This window comes from Devosia sp. MC521 (assembly GCF_014127105.1).
In the GTDB taxonomy this organism is placed as follows: domain Bacteria; phylum Pseudomonadota; class Alphaproteobacteria; order Rhizobiales; family Devosiaceae; genus Devosia.
The window spans coordinates 1,062,289-1,081,510 of record NZ_CP059902.1 but is presented as its reverse complement, the minus strand read 5'-3'; the positions used below and the strand labels follow the sequence as shown (position 1 = coordinate 1,081,510).

Genomic DNA, 19,222 nt, shown 5'->3' with positions numbered 1-19,222 from the left:
TCAAATTTCTACTTTTCGCAAACTGACAACGATCTCAATCTTGGCCACTTCGTAGCCCTCAGGGACCGATTTAACGTCAGTCACGCTCACCGCCCCCGGCTCCATGTCGATAATCTTGTCATCATCCAAGATATAGAAGTGGTGGTGACCTGAGGTATCGGTATCGAAAACCGCACGCGTCCCCTTGAACGAGAGTTCGCGAATAAGGCCTGAGCTTTGGAACTGATGCAGCGTGTTGTAAACCGTTGCCAGGGACATCTCCTGCCCCGCAGCGTGAACCTCACTGTGCAGATCCTCAGCGGTCAAGTGCCGCCCGCGTCCAAATATACGATCAGCGAGTTCAACGCGCTGCCGCGTTGGTCTAAGGCCAGACATCCGCAGCAGCGTTTTGATACAGCCGCGCCGAGATGGCTCATCGTCAACATACATATCCTTCTTGATATTCATCGACATCGCGACCTCCGAGCCATACCTTGCCAAGGCAGATAGGCCTGTGCCTGCAAAAACAATGCACAGGCCTGCACATGCTTGTCAGTGGATGCCGATTAAACCCGGCTCAAGAAGATAATAGCCTGAGAGTTTCAGCGTGATCGTTGCGTCTTCGAAGGTTGGATTTGCAAAATACCAGCCGTGAATTCCGGTCAATGGTGCCGTCAATGCGCCATGGCCTTCTTGCATTTCCCCCTTAATATAATCCATCACGATTTCTGGACTGCCATCGCTGGTGACGGTGTGACCGTGGAACTCAACGACCACCGGAGTTGACGCTGTCCACGAATAGACAAGCGTCTGCCCTTCTTCCATCGTGACCTTATATTCGGTCGCGCCAAGCCCTGCACCAAGCGCGCCAAGTGGAATTTCGATCTCGTCCTGACGGAACGGAATAGGCTCAGCCTTGGAAATATCTGGCGGCGCTGAGAACTTCGTCTCGACCACTATTTCTTGCGGCTGCGATAACTTTAGAATGCCTGTCAGCTTTCCAAAGCCAGTTGGGTCCACACCGAACTCCGCCGGCATTGCCACCAACACAGTGAGCGCCGCTCCCAAAACGGCCGCGGCACCCACTTGGCGCGCCAAGCCTCCCCACGACGCTGCTGTCTGTGTTTTCGCAGTATTATCGCTCATACTTGCCTCCAAAAGCCGATGAGTTGGATAGCCGTCAGCGCAAAGCCTGCAGCCATAATCAGAACATTGATGAAAGCGGCCTGACGGGAGAAGCTTGGCTGCGCTCTCCAAAGAGCCAACGCCGTCAAGATGAACGCCAGCGCAGAAAGCTGGCCAAGCTCAACGCCAACGTTGAACGCGACCATGTTGGCTATCAGCCCATCGGGAGACAGGTTGATATCTTGCAATTTGGTCGCCAAGCCAAAACCGTGAACCAAACCAAAGGCGAGCACAATCGCGCGCTGGTTCGGCGCAAAGCCGAGCAGTTTTTGCACGCCGCCAAGATTGTCCAACGCCTTATAAACGACCGAAAGACCGATCACCGCGTCTACAAGATACGCGTCCAGGTGCAGGCCAGTCAGTACGCCGAGCAACAGGGTTGCCGAATGCCCGAGCGAAAACAGGGTGATGTAAATCACCACGTCTTTCATCCGGAAAACGTAGAAAAGCACCCCAAGCAAAAACAGCAAATGATCATAGCCGGTGAACATGTGCTTGGCGCCGAGATAGAGGTATGGACCGATGTCCACGCCCCGCGACGCCTCCAAAAATGCCGCGTCTCCGCCTGCAACACCGTGAGCCCAAGCCGGCCCCACAAAGGCGAAGCTAAACAGCAGCATAAAAAGCGCTGGTACCTTCATCACCACCCCACACCATTTCACTAAAGCCGAATAGTGCTACCCAGGGGTCGCAAGTGCCTGCCTAAACGCGCAGACAAACAGCACGAACAGAATGAAGCTGCACAAAGGAGATTTATTTCAGGCAGAACTCTTCCTCCTACGCGCAATAGGATGACGCTCTCGATGGGGAGCCCTCGACCTCACATGCGTACTGGATCTATTCTACAACTGCTGCCGTTGTTCGACCCACAGGGGCGCTTCTCAGCTCTAAAGTCATTGACGCTAGTGCTTCTGGCCTTGCCTGCTCTGTGGCTGGCTCACGGCTTTACATCGGGCGAATGGGACTTCCCCTCACCCTATATTCCGCTCATCTACCATTCCGGACTTTGGACCGCATACCTGCTTTTGGCAGCGCTGGCCATCACGCCCTTACGCAAGATTTTGCGGTGGAGTAAGCTCCTCCAAATTCGGCGCATGATCGGCGTGGCCAGCTACTTCTACCTCGTCGTGCATCTCTACGCTTGGATTGGGTTGCGGTACTACAATGTGGAGACACTGCTGATCGAAGGCCTGTCCCGCCCCTCACTTTGGCTCGCCACTATCTCCCTTTTCATCTTCACGGCCCTCACCATCACCTCGCTCGACTGCGCCGTTCAGCGCATGGGCGGCGAGAATTGGCGGCGCCTTCACCGCCTCACCTATACGGCGACGATCGCCGGCCTCATCCATTTCCTGCTCTCCCCCGGCTCGATCGTTGGCACGCCGTTTTTACTGCCGGGGATATTCCTTTGGCTGATGGTTTGGCGTTGGCTGGACAAGCGCGACCGAGGGACATCCCCCTTCCTCTTGCTCGTGCTCACAATCACCACCGCAGTGATCACTGTCCTACTGCAATTGCTCTGGCTCAGTGCGTTCCAAACCGCACCACAACCGGTAGAACCGTGGAGCACAACATTTTTCGCGCTGTCACCAGACACATGGGAGTACTTGGGCTTTCCACCAGTGCTTGTGGTATTGATTTTGGGTGGACTGGCCAGCCTATGCGCCGCGTTCAGGCAGAAGCGGATGACATGAAGGTAACGAGGTCACGAAAGAAAGACCTAGTATCAGCAGTGCGGCCAGACCTTTAGTGGCCTTCGTGAGCGACCTTCACGCACTCCTGACAGCCGAAGAGATACGATCATTCGTGGCACCAAAAAGCGATGCATCATATACCTTTATCATCAGGATGTGACAGTGTTTGTGCGACCCGGTACTCCTGTCGGACAACAAAATTTTCGACCTAGGAGAATTTTGGCTCTCTTTGAGTTACGAAAGACCCAGAACAGGTGCTTCACGCTGTTTCAGAAATCAGATCGTAGTTTCATGGCTGCGGAGAAATTGGAAAAGCTGCTCTATCCTGGTCACCCAACCTGCCAGTTACGCCCCCATTTGAGACGTCAAGCGGCCTTGTAGTACTACTTAAAAGCTGCCGTTCGTCAGAGATACTAAAAGCGTCGTAGTTGGGACAGTGAGCCGACAATCGGCTCCAGGCCGCTACGTCAGACGATGACGCATCAAGAGGCAATGGCCCGGGCCTCCCGAAGAAGTATCTCTGGGGCATTCTGCGCACCGCCGTCCCGTCAGAACGCCGCGGCATGCACCCCGCCAATGGCCGGGCGGCCCCTTAGTTGCGAACAATTGAGTTTGTAATTAACGCTGCAGCGCTAAACCTCTATAGCCCACAGTACCGACAATGCGCCGAGGCGGTCCGCGTCGGCAAGGCTGCGGAGATAGACTCCCTGCCGACAACCGGGGCACATCCGACTGCGCGTAGTGCGCAAGGTTGGCGTAAAGGCGCAGCGTCGAGCCATCGCCAATAAGCCAAGAGATCAGGACGGCGTTTGGACTCGGTGAGTGAGCGCTCCCCGGCTCGCTACAGGTTTTAAATTTCGCACTGGGAAGGTTTTGTAATGAACCCGTGCTTCAGTCCCAACCACGAAAAACTCAACGAGACTATCGACACGGCTCGCCTGGCCTTCAGTCTGCTCAATCGCCGCGTTGGTTTCCTCGACAAGCGCTGCATTGTGCTGTGTCATCTCATCCATCTTCCGGACAGCTGAGTTGACGCCGGAGATGGCACTGGCCTGCTCGCCATTGGCGCGAGCGATCTCTTCCATGAGTTCGGCACTTCCCCGAACGCGGGTAACCATCGCAACCAAGCGATCAGCCGCTGCCGAAACGAGCTTACTCCCCGTCGCGACGGCCTCTGCTGATCGCTCGATGAGGACCTTGATGTCACTGGAGGCGCTGGAGGCCGATTGCGCGAGCCGACGGACTTCCACAGCTACAACGGCAAAGCCCTTACCGGCATCGCCAGCGCGCGCCGCCTCTACAGAGGCATTGAGCGCCAAAAGATTGGTCTGAAATGCGATTTCATCAATCATACCGATGATGTTGGAGATTTTCGCGGCCTGAACCGTCACGTCTTCCATGGCCTGATGCGCCTGGCCCATAACATCGCCAGCGTCGACGGCATCGTCAGACACATTCTTAGCATTTGCCCGGGCGGCTTCCGCACGATGCGCATTTTCCGTTACGGCCTGTGAAAGCTGCTCGATAGCCGAACTGGTGTCGGCAATTGCGGTGGCCTGCCGCATCGTCCGCTCGGCTAAATCATTTGTTCCGGCAAGGATTTCGCCAGTCGCCGACCGCAGCGCCGTCGTCGTGCCCCGCAGTTCTTGTACGAGATTGCCAAACCGGCTCACGGTGTCGTTGAACGCCGTGCGAACCTGCGCCAATTCGCCGGGAAACGCCTCGGTGATATGACAGTCCAAATGTCCCTGAGCCAGCAAATTCAATGCATGACTAAGCGCATTGACGGCCATCTTACGCTCGGTGATGTCCGTTGCGTATTTGACCACTTTGTAGGGACGCCCGTTGGCATCGAAGATCGGATTGTAGGATGCTTGGATCCACACCACTCTGCCATCTTTGCCGATGCGCTTATATTCATTCGACGAAAACTCACCCATGCTGAGACTGCGCCAGAACTCTATGTATTGCGCTCCGGACGCTTCGATCGGGTTGACGAACATGCTGTGATGTTGGCCGCGAATTTCATCGAGCCGATAACCCAGCGCTCTGCAGAAGTTCTCATTGGCCGAGATAATAGTGCCATCAAGCTCGAATTCGATAACGGCTTGGGAGCGCGATATGGCGCTGATCTGACCGCGCGCGTCCGAAGATTCCTTGTGACGGGCGGTGACATCACTCGCCACTTTGATGATCCGGTAGGCATTGCCGTCAGCGTCGATCAGCGGATTGTAGGAGGCTTCAATCCAGACTTCTTTGCCGCCCTTGCCAAGCCGTTTGAAGCGCGCGCGCTGAAACTCACCCGCGGCCAGTTTGTCCCAAAACTTTCTATATTCCGGAGAGTTGGCATAATCGTTCTCGAGGAACATGCTGTGATGGCGGCCAGCGACCTCTTCCACCTTATACCCCATCACCGACAAGAAATTGTCGTTGGCTGTAATGATGGTTCCGTCCAGCTCGAACTCGATAAAAGCCTGCGACTTGTTCAGGGCCGCCATCGCATCAGCATTGATAGCATTTCGCTTCGCTTTTGCGCGCTGAAAAAACTGAAGGGCCACTTAGCGTGCCCCCATATAATCGGGCCGCCCAACTACTGTACGCAACATACAAACTTTCCCATTGGCTAGGATAATCCCTCCCACCATAGCCAAATAAGGCCCAAGGCAAGGCTCCGTGTGCGGAGCAGCAACATTCAGTTTAGATTTACGAAACACGGAGCCGATTGGATTTGCGAGCCACCGGTAGCCTCAGCCCCCATGGTTACTTAAATGTGTTCTGGCAATGCCCCGTTTTTTTTGCGGGGCATTCCTATCGGCGTTTGGCCGGGCGCATTGGCGAACAGAAGGCGGTAACAGCCACCGCCCGTAAGGTCGCTAAAAGTTCTACAACTCCCTTCATCACGGCATGCGCTATCAGGGTACGGAAACTGCATCGTATGATAACGACTACCGCGGCCGGGTTCTTGCCAATCTGCAGCGCCATGCCCACTCCCTCGGCTATCATCTTGAGCCTGCGACAGAAGCTGTGAGTGTTCCTTAGGAAAGCGGCTGCGACTTAGCCAAGGATGCAAAGTGAGGTACGCGTTCGTTGCCGAGCGTCGCCTTCAATCGAGCGTCGCCTTCAATAATGTGTGCGCTTTATGTGCCGGTGCCTGCGCATCCACGCCAGAGGCTTTTACGCTTGGCTTAGGGGCCCATTGAGCAAACGGGCGCAGGAGGACATTCCCAAAGACCCAGCGGATCGCTGATGCGTGGCAGTAGAGCGGCAAGGTCTATGGCTACCGCGAGCCACATGATGATCTGCTCGATTAAGGTGAGACCAGTTGCCTGATCCATATTGCGCGCCTAGCGCGGCGGGCCGGTATCAAAGCCATGAGCCACTCCCTGCCTAGGCTTTTCCCGGCGTCAGAACCTAATTCTGAGACACAGGTTCTGACCAATCATTGCAGTTTATCGAGGCATCGAATAGGTGCGTTCCCTAACTTTGCGTCATCAGCCGCCCCCAAATCGGACGTCCAACTCGAAACGAACGCTCCCCACAAGCAGCCATTGAATGGACGTCGGCATTGCGCCCCATTCCTGCCGTTGAACGGGGTTTCGCGATTGCCGGAAAGCCGACATTACCGATTGAACGGAGCTACGGCGAATTAGGGGTGGAATGCTGACAGGCTGCTTTGGAATGTCCGCATTACGAAAACTGACGTCTCGTATCGACGAATTCTGGAGCCAACCTGCGTTTTAGATCGACTTAATGCCGACCCGCTCCTCAAGTTTAGCTGCCGTTTCTTTACGCTCGCTGTAGCGGGAGGTCAGGTAGCCGGAAACGCCGCGATTGATCAGCGTGACCTTCACCAGCTCTTCCATGACGTCGACAACCCTGTCGTAATACGACGACGGTCTCATGCGTCCGTCGTCGTCGAACTCCTGGAAGGCCTTGGCCACCGACGACTGGTTCGGGATGGTGACCATCCGCATCCACCGGCCCAGGATACGCATCTGGTTCACGGCGTTGAAGGACTGGGACCCGCCCGACACCTGCATGACTGCCAAGGTTCCACCTTGCGTGGGGCGGATGGCGCCTCCCGGTAGCGGTATCCAGTCGATCTGCGCCTTCATCACTGCGCTCATGGCACCGTGTCGCTCGGGCGACGTCCAGACCTGCCCCTCCGACCACAGCATGGCCTCACGCAGTTTCTGCACCTTGGGGTGAGTGTCCGGTGCGTCGTTCGGCAGCGGCAAGCCGTTAGCGTGAAAGACCCGGACCTCGGCGCCGAACGCTTCGAGCAGCCGCTGCCCTTCAAGGGTCAGGAACCGGGAATAGGAGCGCTCCCGCAGCGAGCCGTAGAGCATCAGGATGCGTGGCTTGTGCTGCAGGTTCGGAGCATTGAGACGAGAGAAATCTGGAACTTCGAGAGCGGCCGGTACGACGTTGGGTAGATCAGACAAGCCGGCTCCCTTCTGCATTGATGATGACCTCGCCGTCCTCTTTGGTGAACGGGCCGATCTCAGGGTTTTCGAGGATGTCGAGCACGACCTCGGAGGGGCGGCATAGGCGCGTGCCTCTCGGGGTCACCACAAAGGGACGGTTGAGCAGGATTGGGTGTTCCGCGATCGCGTCGAGCAAATCATCGTCGGTCCTGGTGGGGTCAGCCAATCCGAGTTCATCGAAGGGTGTATCCTTCTTTCGAAGCGCCTCGCGCACAGTGAGCCCGGCATCGCGGATCAGCCGGGTGACGGTGGCCCGGTCGGGCGGGGTCTTGAGGTATTCGATCACCGCGGGCTCGACGCCGCTCTGGCGGATCATCGCCAAGGTGTTGCGAGACGTGCCGCAGTCGGGGTTGTGATAGATGGTGACGCTCATTCGGCGGCCCTCGCTTCGGTGTTGCGGCTGACGGCTGCACCGCGTTCGTACCAGCCCTTGGTGCGGTTCACGATCCAGACCACCGAGAGCATCACCGGCACTTCCACCAGCACGCCGACAACGGTGGCAAGCGCTGCGCCGGAATTGAAGCCGAACAGGCTGATGGCGGCGGCAACTGCCAGCTCGAAGAAGTTCGAGGCACCGATCAGGGCGGACGGTCCCGCAACGCAGTGCTGCTCCCCCGACACCCGGTTCAGCAGGTAGGCGAGGCCGGAGTTGAAGTAGACCTGGATCAGGATCGGCACCGCCAGCAGCAGGATGACCGTGGGCTGGGCGATGATCTGTTCGCCCTGGAAGCCGAAGAGCATGACGAGGGTCAGCAGCAATGAGGCAATGGAGATCGGCTGCAGGACTGCAAGCGCCCGGTTCATCTTGTCGATCCCGCCGTTGGCCAGCAGCCAGCGGCGGTAGAGCTGTGCGGCGATCACCGGCACGACGATATAAAGCCCGACCGAGAGCAGCAGCGTGTCCCAGGGGACGGTGATAGCGGAGAGACCGAGCAGCAGGCCGACGATGGGGGCGAAGGCTATCACCATGATGGCGTCGTTGAGCGCCACCTGCGACAGGGTGAAGTGCGGCTCGCCCCGGGTCAGGTTGGACCACACGAATACCATGGCGGTACAGGGTGCAGCGGCAAGGATGATAAGGCCGGCTATGTAGCTGTCGATCTGCGTTTCCGGCAGCAGGGGGCGGAACAGCCAGCCGATGAAAAGCCAGCCCAACAATGCCATGGAGAACGGTTTGATGGCCCAGTTGATGAACAGGGTGACGCCAATACCGCGCCAGTAGGCGCCGACCTGGCGCAGCGACATGAAGTCGATGCGCACCAGCATGGGGATGATCATCAGCCAGATCAGGACCGCCATCGGCAGGTTGACCCGCGCATATTCGAGAGCGGCCAAGCCCTCGAAGAACGAAGGCAGGAAATGGCCGGCGGCGACCCCGACAATGATGCAGATGGCGACCCAAAGGGTCAGGTAGCGTTCGAAGATGGACACGGGGTCAGGTCTTTCGGATCAGCTTGCCGTTGAGACCGGCAGCCTCGGCGACGGTGTTGAAGATGGTGCCGTATTTGCGTACGTTCGTGTGCAGCAGTTCCAGCCTCTGGTCGGACTCGTCACTGTCGACCGTCAGGACGTAATCGACCGAGATGATGCGCGGCGGAGCATCCTGGCGCTTGGCCTCAAGGCTCACCTCCACCCCGCGAAGCTCGAACTTCAGCATCGGGCTGACCCGCTCGATGCCCTTGAGCATGCAGGCGGCTATCGAGGCGAGAAACAACTCGGCCGGATTGAAGGCGTCCGGGCGTCCCGCAAGGGCGGTGTCGATAACCAATTCCGCCTCCTTGCAGGTGGCGAGGCTGCCATTGGCGTCGACCCGCCTTGCGTGAACCTTGTATTCAAGCATCAGGCCGCCCCTTTGTCCGATCCGGTGGAGCCATCCATGGCGCCAATGCCTTGCAGCCTCGAGGTGAGCGACATCCGATCGATGGTCGCCAGCGGCAGGTTCATGAAGGCCGCGATGCGGTTGCGCAGGTAGCGCAAGGCGTCGTCGAACGCAGCCTCCTTCTTGAAGTCGGGGCCCTCGACTGCGGCGGGGTCCTCGATGCCCCAGTGCGCCGTCACCGGATGTCCCGGCCAGACCGGGCAGGCTTCGCCGGCGGCGTTGTCACAGACGGTAAAGACGAAGTCCATCTTCGGCGCGTCAGGCGTCGCGAACTCGTCCCATGCCTTCGAGCGCAGGCCGTCGGTGGAGATTCCCGCCTTGCGCAGCGTCTGCAGGGTCAGGGGATGCACCGCACCCTTGGGCGTCGAGCCGGCCGAAAACCCGCGGAAGCGATCACCACCCACATGGTTGATCAGGGCTTCCCCTAGGATCGATCGAGCCGAGTTTCCGGTGCAGAGGAACAGGAGGTTGTAGACGCGATCAGCAGGCATTCTTTCCCTCCGAAGGGGTGGTGCAGCATAGGGTGAATTCGGCGACGAGCGGCTCACACAGTTCCGGACGACCACCGCAGCAGTCCTGGACCAGGAAGCTGGTGAGTTCGCGGACGCGGTCGAGGACGGCGCGATAGATGATGGAGCGGCTGTGACGCTCCGACTCGACCAGCCCGGCGCGCGCAAGGATCGCCAGGTGCGAGGACATCGTGTTCTGCGGTACCTCCAGGCGGCGCGCGATCTCGCCGGCCGGAAGCCCCGCCGGCTCGTGCTCTATAAGGAGACGGAGCGTTTCGAGGCGTGTCGGTTGCGAAAGCGCAGCGAAGATTTCGATAGCGTAATTTGATTCCATATATCGAGGATTATGGATTTATGGGCCAGTGTCAAGATGTGGACATTCCACGTTTCTTGGAGTGCCTTGGCAGCTTTCAGTACTTAGATGCGACAGCCCAAATGGCAGAAATGGGGTCGAATGTGGACCTTCCTGGTAGGAGAGTTGGAGGTCTGCTCCAGGCCCGGCAATGCCAAGGCCCAGGCCCTGTATTTCTCCAGATTTTGACGGCTCTGAACCCGAAAGTCCAAGAATACCGCCGCCCGCCCTCAGGGCAGCAAATCCACATTTTGTCATTTTTGCGGTTGAAATGTCATATTCGCTGACCTACCATTATATCCAACATAAACATGCAGCAGATATTGTGACTGGGCCCAGCTTTGTCCCGGGCAATATATTTGCTTATCCTTTTTCAATTGTGATAATATTGGAGCCAGGATCGGCTTTATTATTAACGTAACTACTTATGAGGTCAGATGACTGCCAAATTGAAGGTGAAGAAGGTCTTCAAGATCTTCGGTGACCGACCCAAAGAGGCACTCGCACTCCTTGCCGAGGGTGAAAGCAAAGAATCAATCTTCCAAACCACCAGCCAGACTGTCGGTGTTCAGGACGCCAATTTTGACGTCGATGAGGGGCAGATATTTGTGATCATGGGACTTTCCGGGTCCGGAAAATCTACCATGGTGCGCATGCTGAACGGGCTGATCCGGCCAACCAGCGGCGAAATACTGATCGATGGCGACGATATCGCCTCTTGCACCAGCGCCAAACTGCGGGACATTCGGCGTAACAAGATCGCGATGGTATTCCAGCACTTCGCGCTCTTCCCGCACCGTACCATTCTCGAGAACGCCGCCTATGGCCTCAAGGTCAAGGGCGTCCCTGCGGCGGAAAGGAACAGCAAGGCGCTCGCCGCGCTTGAACAGGTTGGCCTAGCCTCCTGGGCGCAGAGCAAGCCAGCCGATCTCTCAGGTGGCATGCAGCAGCGTGTCGGCCTTGCCCGCGGCCTCGCCACGGACCCCGAAGTGCTCCTCATGGACGAGCCCTTCGGCGCACTGGACCCGCTGATCAGACGGGAAATGCAGGATGAGCTTCTAAGCCTTCAAGCAACGCTGAAAAAGACCATCGTCTTCATCACACATGATCTCAATGAGGCACTTCTCCTCGGGGACAAGATCGCCATTATGAAGGATGGGCGCATCGTTCAGATCGGCACGGCACAGGAGATCGTCTCCAACCCCGCCGATGATTACGTTGCCGCTTTCGTCGCCGATATCGACCGGGGCCGTGTCTTTACTGCGGACACGGTATCGAGCACGCCTGCGGTTGTGCAGCTCAATTCCGACACGGCCAGCGACGCCGTGAAGACCATGGAAGACGAGAACCTCAACGCGGTCTACGTCATGGACGGCGAGGAGATCGCCGGGGTCGTGACCTATCAACAGGCCGCGACCGCAGACCGCGAAAGCGGCCTGACGGATGTGCATCTCTCAGAGGTGATGCAGACAGACTACCCGACTGCCGACGCTGATACACAACTGGCAGATCTCTATGGCGCCGCCAGCGGCGGGCTGCCCATTGCCATCACCGATGCCGATAATCGCCTGGTGGGCGTCGTGGCTCCCGAGGCTGTGTTCGCCCAACTTTCAACGCCTGCCGAAAATGATCAAGGCGAGAACACCGCCGAGACGGTGGTGTCTGAGAAGGCCGAGCTGGAGCTCGACGACGCGCGCTAACATCCGCGCCAAGAAACAATAAGGAGACGTGCGATGAGCCCGTCCGATTTTCTCGTCATACCCTTTGACGAATGGGTCACCGCTTTTGTCCGCGGTTGGCTGGTACCCAATTTCCGACCGTTTTTTAGGGCGGTGCAAGTGCCCATCACGCAGGTACTGAATGGGCTCGATGCCTTTTTCGCTTTCGTACCTATGCTGGCAATCACCGCTGCCTTCGCTCTGCTTGCGCTCAAATTTGCAAGCCGCGGGATGGCCATCTTCACCATTGTAGGATTTATCTTCATCGATTTGATCGGCCTCTGGCCGCAGACCATGACTACGCTGGCGATGATCGTCACTTCGGTACTGTTCTGCGCGGTCATCGGCATCCCACTTGGCATTCTGGCCGCTCGCAACGAGATGGCCTGGAAGGCCCTGCGCCCCACGCTTGACGTGATGCAGACCATTCCGAGCTTCGTCTATCTCGTGCCAATCGTGATGCTCTTTGGCGTCGGCATGGCACCAGGCATCATTGCCACGGTTATCTTCGCGCTGCCGCCGATCGTGCGTCTCACCAATCTGGGTATCCGCAACGTTCGTGCAGACCTGATCGAGGCAGCAGACGCCTTCGGCTCGACTCCCCTGCAAATGCTGTTCGATGTGCAGCTACCGCTCGCCATGCGCACGATCATGGCGGGGCTCAACCAGACGCTCATGTTGGCCCTGTCGATGGTGGTGATCGCCGCACTAATTGGCGCGGGCGGCCTTGGCCTTACCGTCAATACGGGTCTCGGACGGCTCGATGTCGGCCAGGCCACAGCCGGCGGTGTGGGCATTGTCATTCTGGCCATCGTGCTCGATCGCATCACTCAAGGCTTTGGAGCACACAACAAAGTGCCCTCGATCTCCTTGCGCAAAATATTCGTTTCCATGTTCCGGCCGCGCGCCGCGGCGCCCGAGCTGAACGGAAAGGCGGCCTGAGCGTCAGGCCGCATGCTGGGGTTATCCCCTTCGCCTTCCGCGTCTCTGCGGATCCACGAAAAGCAAAACAAAGGAGACAAAGACAGCAATGTTCCGTCTCAAGACTATTCCCGCCTTCGCCACTGTTATGCTCGCCACTACCGGACTTAGCGCCCCGGTCCTCGCCCAGGAACAGCCGGGCGAAGGCAAAGAGATCATCATGGCGCAACCAACCTGGGACACTGGTTGGTTCTATACCGAGATCTACAAGCAGCTTCTGGGCGAGCTGGGCTACTCGGTCGGGACCGTGGTGACGCTGGACAATCCCGCCTTCTATCAGTCCGTCGGCTTCGGCGACGTCACCATGTGGGTCGATGGCTGGTTCCCCATTCATAATCCCTACAAGAGCGCTTTCGAGGGCACGGCGGACATCATCCCATCGGTCGTTAGCGGGGGCGCAATCGAAGGTTATCTCGTTGACAAGAAGTCGGCGGAGGAACTGGGCATCACCTCGCTCGAGGACTTCAAGCGCGATGACGTCAAAGCCGCTTTTGACAGGGATGGCGATGGCAAGGCGGACCTGGTCGCTTGCCCGCCCGGCTGGGGCTGTGAGCTGACCATCGAGCATCACATGAATGCCTATGACCTCAATGACCACGTTAATCTCATAAAGGCAGGTTACCCGGCCGCCATGGCTGATGCCGTCGCCGCCTATGAGACCGGCAGTCCCATCCTATTTTATACGTGGACGCCGAACTGGACCGTGAACGAATTGGTGCCGGGCGAGGATGTCGTCTGGATCCAGGTCCCGGAAGTTAACCTGCCGGACGATCTGGCTGCTCTCACCGATGCCGCGGTGCGCAGTGGCGTCGAAGGCTGCGTTAACGACCCCTGCATGCTCGGCTTCCCGGCCAATACGATCGACGCCGTGGTCAACAGCGAATTCCTCAATGAGAACCCGGCCGTTCGTGCGCTGCTCGAGAATGGCGAGATCCCGATCTCGGATGTCTACGCCCAGAACGCGGCCATGAATGCTGGCGACAACGATATCGAGGCCCAGGCAACAGCCTGGATCAGCAACAACCGCGACGTCGTCGATGGTTGGCTTGAAGCCGCTCGGTCGGCCATGTGACGACTAAGGAAGGTCGGGGCAATTGTGCCCCGGCCTTCGCTTGGGAATATGATAATCGGGAAAGAGCAGTGTTGACGCGCTGGCCATTTTCAACGTCTGCGGGCTGTCCGCTCCATGGCCGTAGCCACTGCATAGCTGTCCGTCCGACCACTCCAGTTAGGCATGGCGATTGCCTAGTAGAAATGGCAGCGTTCGGGACGTCGCAGAGGCTTGTCGAAAGGCCATTTTGGGGCGCGCAGCGGTATTAAAAGCCTCGTTGAGGACGGCAGCTTTCTGGCACTACCAAAGCAACTGCTGATGTCTGGCATGAGGTCGGGATCTGCCGCTGATAAGCCTGCCATATTCGTTCTCTTCATGGCCGCTTCGGCCAGAGGAGAAATGTGATGGGTATCTCACAGTACGACCCTGCTGCTGCAGGAAGACCTGCTTGGAATGCCGGTAGGCAGGTTGGCGCCAAACGTGCATTGAAGGTCAGACAAATCTGGTCAATTCGCTTCTTCCTTGACCGAGAGGGAAGGATGAGGGACCGAGCACTTTTTGACTTGGCTATCGACAGCAAGCTTCGAGGCTGCGATCTGGTGAAGATCAAGATCGGCACGCTCGTGGCGGGACCTGCCATTCGAACTCGGTCGATGGTAATCCAGCAGAAGACAGGCAGACCCGTCCAATTCGAGATCACCGCTGACACAAGGGCCAGCCTGCTTGCTTGGCTTGAGCGACGCGGCGGGACGGTCGATGACTACGCCTTTCCAAGCCGTGTAGTGCACGATGGTCATCTGAGCACCCGTCAATACGCCAGGCTGGTGGACGAGTGGGTCACTGCAATCGGGCGGACGCCTGAGGAATATGGCACCCATTCGCTGCGCCGTACAAAGGCGTCGCTCATTTACAAAGCCACAGGCAACCTTCGGGCCATCCAGATACTTCTTGGCCATAGCAAGATCGAGAACACAGTTCGTTACCTTGGCGTGGATGTCGACGACGCTTTGTCGTTGTCAGAGGCAACCGAAATCTGAGCAAGCGACTTCGCCGGCAGCCGGTTGTGCTTCGTCGGCGAAGCGCCCCATTTCAGACGTCGGTGCCGCTACCGACACTCCTTAGAAGCGGACGCATTACGCCAGCCAAACTCCGAGAATTGGGAACAATGTAAAATTGCATTCCAAATTGAACGCGGGAATACCAACGCAGCCGCCATCGGCAACCTGAACAGTCGCGTTCATTGGTTCCTTATGGCCTACCTCGATGCAAATGCCGATTTGATGGATGAACATAGACCTCTGTAAAGCGGCGGCAGGCCGTACCTTGCTCGCCCCCTACACAAAAGACACCTTAGCGCGTGCATTTGCAGCGCTACGAAATCAAGTTTTTGGCACCAAGGAAAAACGGCGCCTCAGCGTCAGCGTAGGGGCGGTGCGGTAGAAGCTAATGCTAGGGGCGCAACCATCGTGCCGATTGTTGCAAAAATGGAAAATGGCATCTATACGAGCGAGAGGCTGCAAGAGACCTATATGCTGGTCAACTATGCAGAAGTTCGAGAAGCCGATGAAGGTCGTGGTTAAGGCTGACATAAGCTAGCGTCAGGCCACAATGAGTTCAAAAAGGTGGCGCTCGATTTATTTCAAAGATTTCAGAGAAATAAGTGGCGCGAGAGACGGGGCTCGAACCCGCGACCTCCGGCGTGACAGGCCGGGAAAGCGCAATTTGTACCAGTAGCTGTTTTAACAATTTCGCGGTCATAACGAGTGATCGGTGACCGCATAGTTGAAACTACGCCTCTTGGTCACCCAAGTTACTTCGATCACACCATGTTTCGCTATGATCGGCTAGTCGGAAACAGAGCAAGCATCATAGGACTTTTGAATCTCGATTGGCGATCAACTCACCATTCGGCCCGCAAACTTTCACTAGTCAACCCAGGCCATACTGGGTTCAACGGTCGCACAGAACCGGGCGGCACTAAGCCGAGCTTGTTCCACCACTCGCTTGATCAGCGTCGTCTCGCCTGCGGCCTGGTAGCTTCCGATAATTGGCATCGGCGGGAAGCGTTTGCTGACGTTAATCTGGTGCAGAATTCCCATCTTCAACTCGCGCTTGATCGTTACAGTTGGGATTGCGCCAACGCCATAGCCGTCCACTAGCAAGTTGATGATCGAATAAAGCGAATTGCAACTCGTCAGCTTGCTCGCAAGCACCTGCTCATCCTGAAAATACGGCGCGATCATTCGATAGGGCGGCGTGTCTTTTGGGAAAGTGATGATCGGCATTCGTGCCAGCTCATCGACGCTATAGTTGCGATCGGGGTCGATCAGCCTCGCCGACCCCACCCACCCCATTTGCAGCGTGCATGAGGTAAAACTGCGGAAGTTGTCACCAATGGCCGGGTCCACGGCAAAGATGATGTCGAACTCGTTTCTGTTCATACCATCGATGAGGTTCTTGGTCCCCTCAATGGTGAGCTCAATTTTGAGCGTCGGGTTTGATTGGTGCAAATCTTCAACGAAAGGCGTTAGCCAAGTGGCTGAAACAGAATCCATCGCACCAATTCTAACCACCTTATTGCGCATAGCGGGATCGTTAACGAGCTCCTGTTTGAGCAAATTATAGTTCTCGAGTACCAGATGGAAGGTCTCGAGAACTCTCTCTCCGGCTGGCGTGAGCGAAAAATCGCGGCCGGTCCGATGCATGAGTTTACACCCAAACTCTTGCTCTATTGCCGCAAGTCGAATGGAGATCGCCGGTTGGGTGAGATGCAGCTCTTGGGCGGCACGGCCGAAGTGCCGATGCCGCGCAAGAGTGACGAAGGTCATCATGTCGAGGATGCGCATGGCGCTACCTCTATCAGACTTCCCGCCGGGGGACAGCTCTGTCAAAACGCTACGACGCCAACATTATGTGGCGAACTTGCGTGTAGTCGAGCAGAGATTGCATTGACAAATCAGAGCCGTAACCCGAGTTCTTCATACCACCATGAGGCATCTCCGTGGCGAATACGCCATGTGTATTCACCCAAGTCACGCCGTATTCGAGGCGGTTGGCAATCTGCATGGCCCGGTTGGCGTCGCGCGACCACACCGAGGAGGCAAGCCCATATTCAGAGGCATTGGCCCAGCCCAGAGCCGTTGCGGGCTCGTCAAATGGGGTGATGGTGACGACTGGACCAAAGATTTCCTTCTGCACGACCTCGGCCTCGATCGGCGCGGCGATCAGGGTCGGTTCGTAGAAGAAACCGTCGCGATCTGGCGCTCTACCACCCACGACTACATCTGTTCCAGCAGTGCGGGCACGGTCGACAAAGCCTGCCACGCGATCTCGCTGTGCAGCAGAAATGACCGGGCCAAACTCGATATTATCCTCATGCGGCGCCCCATAGCGCAAGGTTGAGATCATGGCAGAAAGCTTATCGGTGACGACCTGTGCAATCTTGCTGTCAACGAAGACACGGCAGGCCGCCGTGCAATCTTGACCAGCGTTATAGAAGCTCGCCTCGCGCAGGGTTTCGACCAAAACATCAATATCGGCATCGTCGCAGACGATCACCGGAGCCTTGCCACCGAGTTCGAGGTGCGTGCGCTTGATGCTTTCGCCTGCCGCGGCCTTGAGCACTGCGCGGCCGGTGCGGACGTCACCGGTCAGGGAGATCATGCGCACGAGAGGATGGCAGATGAGGGTTTGGCCAACATCCGGGCCATTGCCACAGACAACATTGACCACCCCCTCAGGCAAATGCTCTGCGAGGATCGAGGCGAGGAAGAGCAGACTAAGCGGGGTGTTTTCCGAAGGCTTGATAACAACCGTATTGCCAGCCGCAATCGCTGGGCCAATCTTCCAAGCGGCCATGAGAAGCGGGTAGTTCCACGGCGCGATGGAGGCGATAACGCCGAGTGGATCACGACGCATCAGGCTCGTGTGCTTGGAGGAGCGATAGCCGTTCGCTGCGGTCGCGGGCATATTGCGGATGGCGGTACCGAAAAAGCGGAACACGTCCGCGACGTTGGCCAGCTCGCCGGCTTTGACATAGATCCAGGGCTTTCCGGCGTTTGTCGCTTCGATATCGGCGAGCGCTTCTGCTTTTGCTTCAATCGCATCAGCGATACGGAACATAGTGAGGCTGCGTAGTTTCGGCGTCGTCTGGCTCCAGCCATCGAAGGCCGCGTGCGCCAGCCTGACAACCCGATCGATCTGCTCGCTCGATGCAGAGGCCACTTCGGCGAGGAGTTTACCGGTCGCTGGCTCATAAACAGGGAGGGCTTCACCCTGCCCGGCTTCGTACTGACCATTAATGAAAAGACGCGTTTCGAAAGTCATTGGTATACCTTGAAATCAGTCGCGGATCACGCGAATGCGGCTCGGATCGACGGTGACCCGAACAGCGGATTGGTCGGCAAAGACCACGTCATTAGATGTAAGTGCGCGCAGCGTTTCGCCTGCCACAGAGAGCACATAGCGATTGCGGGCGCCGAGGAAGACGCGTGTTCTGAGGTGCGCGTCCACGCCTTCCCCGTCTTGCGCGAGGGTGATGTCCTCTTGGCGGATGGCCAACGTCACAGGCCCACGGCTCGCCTCGTTGGCGCCGAGTGCCAGCACCTGCCCATCTGCAAGTTTGGCAACTGGACCTGAAGCGCCATCGACAATTTCGGCCCGGATTAGGTTTGCCGAGCCAATGAAGTTGGAGGCAAAACTCGTCGAGGGCTGGTTGTAAATCTCGTCAGGCGTCCCCTGCTGCTCGACACGCCCCGCATTGAGCAAGACCACGCGATCGGAAAGGCTCAGCGCCTCTTCTTGATCGTGGGTCACGAAGATCGTCGTCAGACCCAAGCGCTTATGGATTTCAATCAATTCCACCTGCATGTCTTCACGCAGGCGCGCGTCGAGGTTGGAGAGCGGCTCGTCGAGCAGCAGAACCTTTGGGTTCGAGACAATGGCGCGGGCGAGCGCCACACGCTGTTGCTGTCCACCCGACAGTTGAGAGGGCCGGCGTTCAGCCAAGTGTCCCAACTGTACGGTTTCGAGGGCAGCTCGCACCTTTTCAGCCTGCTCATCGCGCGTCCCAATGCGTCGCATACGCAGGGGGAAACGAACATTCTCCGCCACGCTCAAGTGCGGCAGCAGAGCGTAGGACTGGAACATCATGGAGATGTCCCGCTTTTCTGGCGGCAGCTGGGTCACATCGCGACCGTCGATGGAGACAGTCCCTTCGGTGACGCTTTCCAGCCCGGCTACAATGCGCAGCAGAGTGGTCTTGCCACAGCCGGAGGAACCGAGCAGCGAAATGAACTCACCCGAGGCGATGTTGAGATCGATCCCGTGAAGAACGGCAGTTTTGTTAAACGATTTGCGGATCGTGTTGAGGCGCACCTCTGCCATGG

General features: G+C 57.5%; 18 protein-coding genes, 1 tRNA gene and 1 pseudogene. 6 read left to right on the top strand and 14 right to left on the bottom strand.

The annotated features are described in order from the left end of the window. The 3 genes from irrA to H4N61_RS05105 all read right to left on the bottom strand — a co-directional run bounded on the left by irrA (nt 1) and on the right by H4N61_RS05105 (nt 1,805). The gene (gene irrA, locus H4N61_RS05115) at nt 1–453 is read right to left on the bottom strand and encodes an iron response transcriptional regulator IrrA (RefSeq protein WP_282567621.1); all 453 of its coding nucleotides are present in this window, start codon (nt 451–453) and stop codon (nt 1–3) included. A gap of 78 nt (nt 454–531) precedes the next feature. Then, nucleotides 532–1,125 (bottom strand): hypothetical protein, encoded by a 594-nt coding sequence (locus H4N61_RS05110; protein ID WP_182395246.1) that lies wholly within the window; start codon nt 1,123–1,125, stop codon nt 532–534. Continuing rightward, complete coding sequence (locus H4N61_RS05105) at nt 1,122–1,805, bottom strand: HupE/UreJ family protein (RefSeq protein WP_182395244.1); 684 nt, start codon at nt 1,803–1,805, stop codon at nt 1,122–1,124. The genes H4N61_RS05110 and H4N61_RS05105 overlap by 4 nt, the downstream gene beginning before the upstream one ends. Nucleotides 1,806–1,988: 183 nt before the next feature. Here H4N61_RS05105 and H4N61_RS05100 point away from each other — a divergent pair, with 183 nt between their 5' ends. Next, the gene (locus tag H4N61_RS05100; RefSeq protein WP_182395243.1) at nt 1,989–2,858 is read left to right on the top strand and encodes a ferric reductase-like transmembrane domain-containing protein; all 870 of its coding nucleotides are present in this window, start codon (nt 1,989–1,991) and stop codon (nt 2,856–2,858) included. 797 nt (nt 2,859–3,655) lie between these two features. Here H4N61_RS05100 and H4N61_RS05095 read toward each other — a convergent pair. Further along, complete coding sequence (locus H4N61_RS05095) at nt 3,656–5,416, bottom strand: methyl-accepting chemotaxis protein (protein ID WP_182395242.1); 1,761 nt, start codon at nt 5,414–5,416, stop codon at nt 3,656–3,658. Nucleotides 5,417–5,917: 501 nt separating this feature from the next. Here H4N61_RS05095 and H4N61_RS18355 point away from each other — a divergent pair. Then, nucleotides 5,918–6,229 (top strand): annotated as a pseudogene (locus H4N61_RS18355) (IS3 family transposase); the annotation flags it as partial. A 366-nt stretch (nt 6,230–6,595) separates the two neighbouring features. Here H4N61_RS18355 and arsH read toward each other — a convergent pair. From arsH to H4N61_RS05065, 6 genes are read right to left on the bottom strand one after another with little or no spacing between them, the layout of a single operon-like run. After that, on the bottom strand, nt 6,596–7,321 hold the full coding sequence (arsH, locus tag H4N61_RS05090) for an arsenical resistance protein ArsH (RefSeq protein ID WP_182395241.1): 726 nt from the start codon (nt 7,319–7,321) through the stop codon (nt 6,596–6,598). Further along, nucleotides 7,296–7,718 (bottom strand): arsenate reductase (glutaredoxin), encoded by a 423-nt coding sequence (arsC, locus tag H4N61_RS05085; protein WP_126148537.1) that lies wholly within the window; start codon nt 7,716–7,718, stop codon nt 7,296–7,298. Before arsC ends, arsH begins: the two co-directional genes overlap by 26 nt. Further along, nucleotides 7,715–8,776 carry an ACR3 family arsenite efflux transporter gene (gene arsB, locus H4N61_RS05080; protein ID WP_182395236.1) on the bottom strand — a complete coding sequence of 354 codons (1,062 nt, stop codon included), beginning with the start codon at nt 8,774–8,776 and terminating at the stop codon, nt 7,715–7,717. The genes arsC and arsB overlap by 4 nt, the downstream gene beginning before the upstream one ends. Before the next feature lie 4 nt (nt 8,777–8,780). Beyond that, entirely contained in the window at nt 8,781–9,185 is a 405-nt protein-coding gene (locus tag H4N61_RS05075) for an OsmC family protein (protein WP_182395232.1), read from the bottom strand. Then, nucleotides 9,185–9,715 (bottom strand): arsenate reductase ArsC, encoded by a 531-nt coding sequence (locus H4N61_RS05070; protein WP_126148534.1) that lies wholly within the window; start codon nt 9,713–9,715, stop codon nt 9,185–9,187. Before H4N61_RS05070 ends, H4N61_RS05075 begins: the two co-directional genes overlap by 1 nt. Next, nucleotides 9,705–10,067, bottom strand: a complete 363-nt coding sequence (locus H4N61_RS05065; RefSeq protein WP_182395230.1) for a metalloregulator ArsR/SmtB family transcription factor — start codon at nt 10,065–10,067, stop codon at nt 9,705–9,707. The genes H4N61_RS05070 and H4N61_RS05065 overlap by 11 nt, the downstream gene beginning before the upstream one ends. 455 nt (nt 10,068–10,522) lie before the next feature. On the opposite strand from H4N61_RS05065, the gene H4N61_RS05060 reads away from it, so the two are divergent. From H4N61_RS05060 to H4N61_RS05045, 4 genes are all read left to right on the top strand, one after another. Continuing rightward, nucleotides 10,523–11,785 (top strand): glycine betaine/L-proline ABC transporter ATP-binding protein, encoded by a 1,263-nt coding sequence (locus tag H4N61_RS05060; RefSeq protein ID WP_182395229.1) that lies wholly within the window; start codon nt 10,523–10,525, stop codon nt 11,783–11,785. 33 nt (nt 11,786–11,818) lie between these two features. Beyond that, complete coding sequence (locus H4N61_RS05055; protein WP_182395227.1) at nt 11,819–12,745, top strand: proline/glycine betaine ABC transporter permease; 927 nt, start codon at nt 11,819–11,821, stop codon at nt 12,743–12,745. An 88-nt stretch (nt 12,746–12,833) separates the two neighbouring features. Continuing rightward, nucleotides 12,834–13,856, top strand: a complete 1,023-nt coding sequence (gene proX, locus H4N61_RS05050; protein ID WP_182395226.1) for a glycine betaine/L-proline ABC transporter substrate-binding protein ProX — start codon at nt 12,834–12,836, stop codon at nt 13,854–13,856. 383 nt (nt 13,857–14,239) lie between these two features. Continuing rightward, nucleotides 14,240–14,872: a tyrosine-type recombinase/integrase gene (locus H4N61_RS05045; protein WP_182395210.1), complete on the top strand. Its 633-nt coding sequence runs from the start codon at nt 14,240–14,242 to the stop codon at nt 14,870–14,872. 624 nt (nt 14,873–15,496) lie between these two features. On the opposite strand, the gene H4N61_RS05040 is transcribed toward H4N61_RS05045, so the two are convergent. The 4 genes from H4N61_RS05040 to H4N61_RS05025 form a co-directional block, all read right to left on the bottom strand. After that, nucleotides 15,497–15,587, bottom strand: a tRNA-Asp gene (locus tag H4N61_RS05040). Nucleotides 15,588–15,760: 173 nt separating this feature from the next. Further along, nucleotides 15,761–16,681, bottom strand: a complete 921-nt coding sequence (locus H4N61_RS05035; RefSeq protein ID WP_182395225.1) for a LysR family transcriptional regulator — start codon at nt 16,679–16,681, stop codon at nt 15,761–15,763. A 49-nt stretch (nt 16,682–16,730) separates the two neighbouring features. Beyond that, nucleotides 16,731–18,161: a gamma-aminobutyraldehyde dehydrogenase gene (locus tag H4N61_RS05030; RefSeq protein ID WP_182395224.1), complete on the bottom strand. Its 1,431-nt coding sequence runs from the start codon at nt 18,159–18,161 to the stop codon at nt 16,731–16,733. 15 nt (nt 18,162–18,176) lie between these two features. Then, nucleotides 18,177–19,220: an ABC transporter ATP-binding protein gene (locus tag H4N61_RS05025; protein ID WP_182395223.1), complete on the bottom strand. Its 1,044-nt coding sequence runs from the start codon at nt 19,218–19,220 to the stop codon at nt 18,177–18,179. Nucleotides 19,221–19,222 lie beyond the last annotated feature (2 nt).

What these genes read in the sequence shown, in the direction of transcription:
- H4N61_RS05100 (WP_182395243.1), top strand. Translation starts at nt 1,989, where the DNA reads ATGCGTACTGGATCTATTCTACAACTGCTGCCGTTGTTCGACCCACAG.
- H4N61_RS05045 (WP_182395210.1), top strand. Translation starts at nt 14,240, where the DNA reads ATGGGTATCTCACAGTACGACCCTGCTGCTGCAGGAAGACCTGCTTGG.
- H4N61_RS05030 (WP_182395224.1), bottom strand. Translation starts at nt 18,161, where the DNA reads ATGACTTTCGAAACGCGTCTTTTCATTAATGGTCAGTACGAAGCCGGG.
- H4N61_RS05075 (WP_182395232.1), bottom strand. Translation starts at nt 9,185, where the DNA reads ATGCTTGAATACAAGGTTCACGCAAGGCGGGTCGACGCCAATGGCAGC.
- H4N61_RS05110 (WP_182395246.1), bottom strand. Translation starts at nt 1,125, where the DNA reads ATGAGCGATAATACTGCGAAAACACAGACAGCAGCGTCGTGGGGAGGC.
- proX (WP_182395226.1), top strand. Translation starts at nt 12,834, where the DNA reads ATGTTCCGTCTCAAGACTATTCCCGCCTTCGCCACTGTTATGCTCGCC.
- H4N61_RS05070 (WP_126148534.1), bottom strand. Translation starts at nt 9,715, where the DNA reads ATGCCTGCTGATCGCGTCTACAACCTCCTGTTCCTCTGCACCGGAAAC.
- arsC (WP_126148537.1), bottom strand. Translation starts at nt 7,718, where the DNA reads ATGAGCGTCACCATCTATCACAACCCCGACTGCGGCACGTCTCGCAAC.
- H4N61_RS05035 (WP_182395225.1), bottom strand. Translation starts at nt 16,681, where the DNA reads ATGCGCATCCTCGACATGATGACCTTCGTCACTCTTGCGCGGCATCGG.
- H4N61_RS05025 (WP_182395223.1), bottom strand. Translation starts at nt 19,220, where the DNA reads ATGGCAGAGGTGCGCCTCAACACGATCCGCAAATCGTTTAACAAAACT.
- arsH (WP_182395241.1), bottom strand. Translation starts at nt 7,321, where the DNA reads ATGCAGAAGGGAGCCGGCTTGTCTGATCTACCCAACGTCGTACCGGCC.
- irrA (WP_282567621.1), bottom strand. Translation starts at nt 453, where the DNA reads ATGTCGATGAATATCAAGAAGGATATGTATGTTGACGATGAGCCATCT.
- H4N61_RS05060 (WP_182395229.1), top strand. Translation starts at nt 10,523, where the DNA reads ATGACTGCCAAATTGAAGGTGAAGAAGGTCTTCAAGATCTTCGGTGAC.
- H4N61_RS05055 (WP_182395227.1), top strand. Translation starts at nt 11,819, where the DNA reads ATGAGCCCGTCCGATTTTCTCGTCATACCCTTTGACGAATGGGTCACC.
- H4N61_RS05105 (WP_182395244.1), bottom strand. Translation starts at nt 1,805, where the DNA reads ATGAAGGTACCAGCGCTTTTTATGCTGCTGTTTAGCTTCGCCTTTGTG.
- H4N61_RS05065 (WP_182395230.1), bottom strand. Translation starts at nt 10,067, where the DNA reads ATGGAATCAAATTACGCTATCGAAATCTTCGCTGCGCTTTCGCAACCG.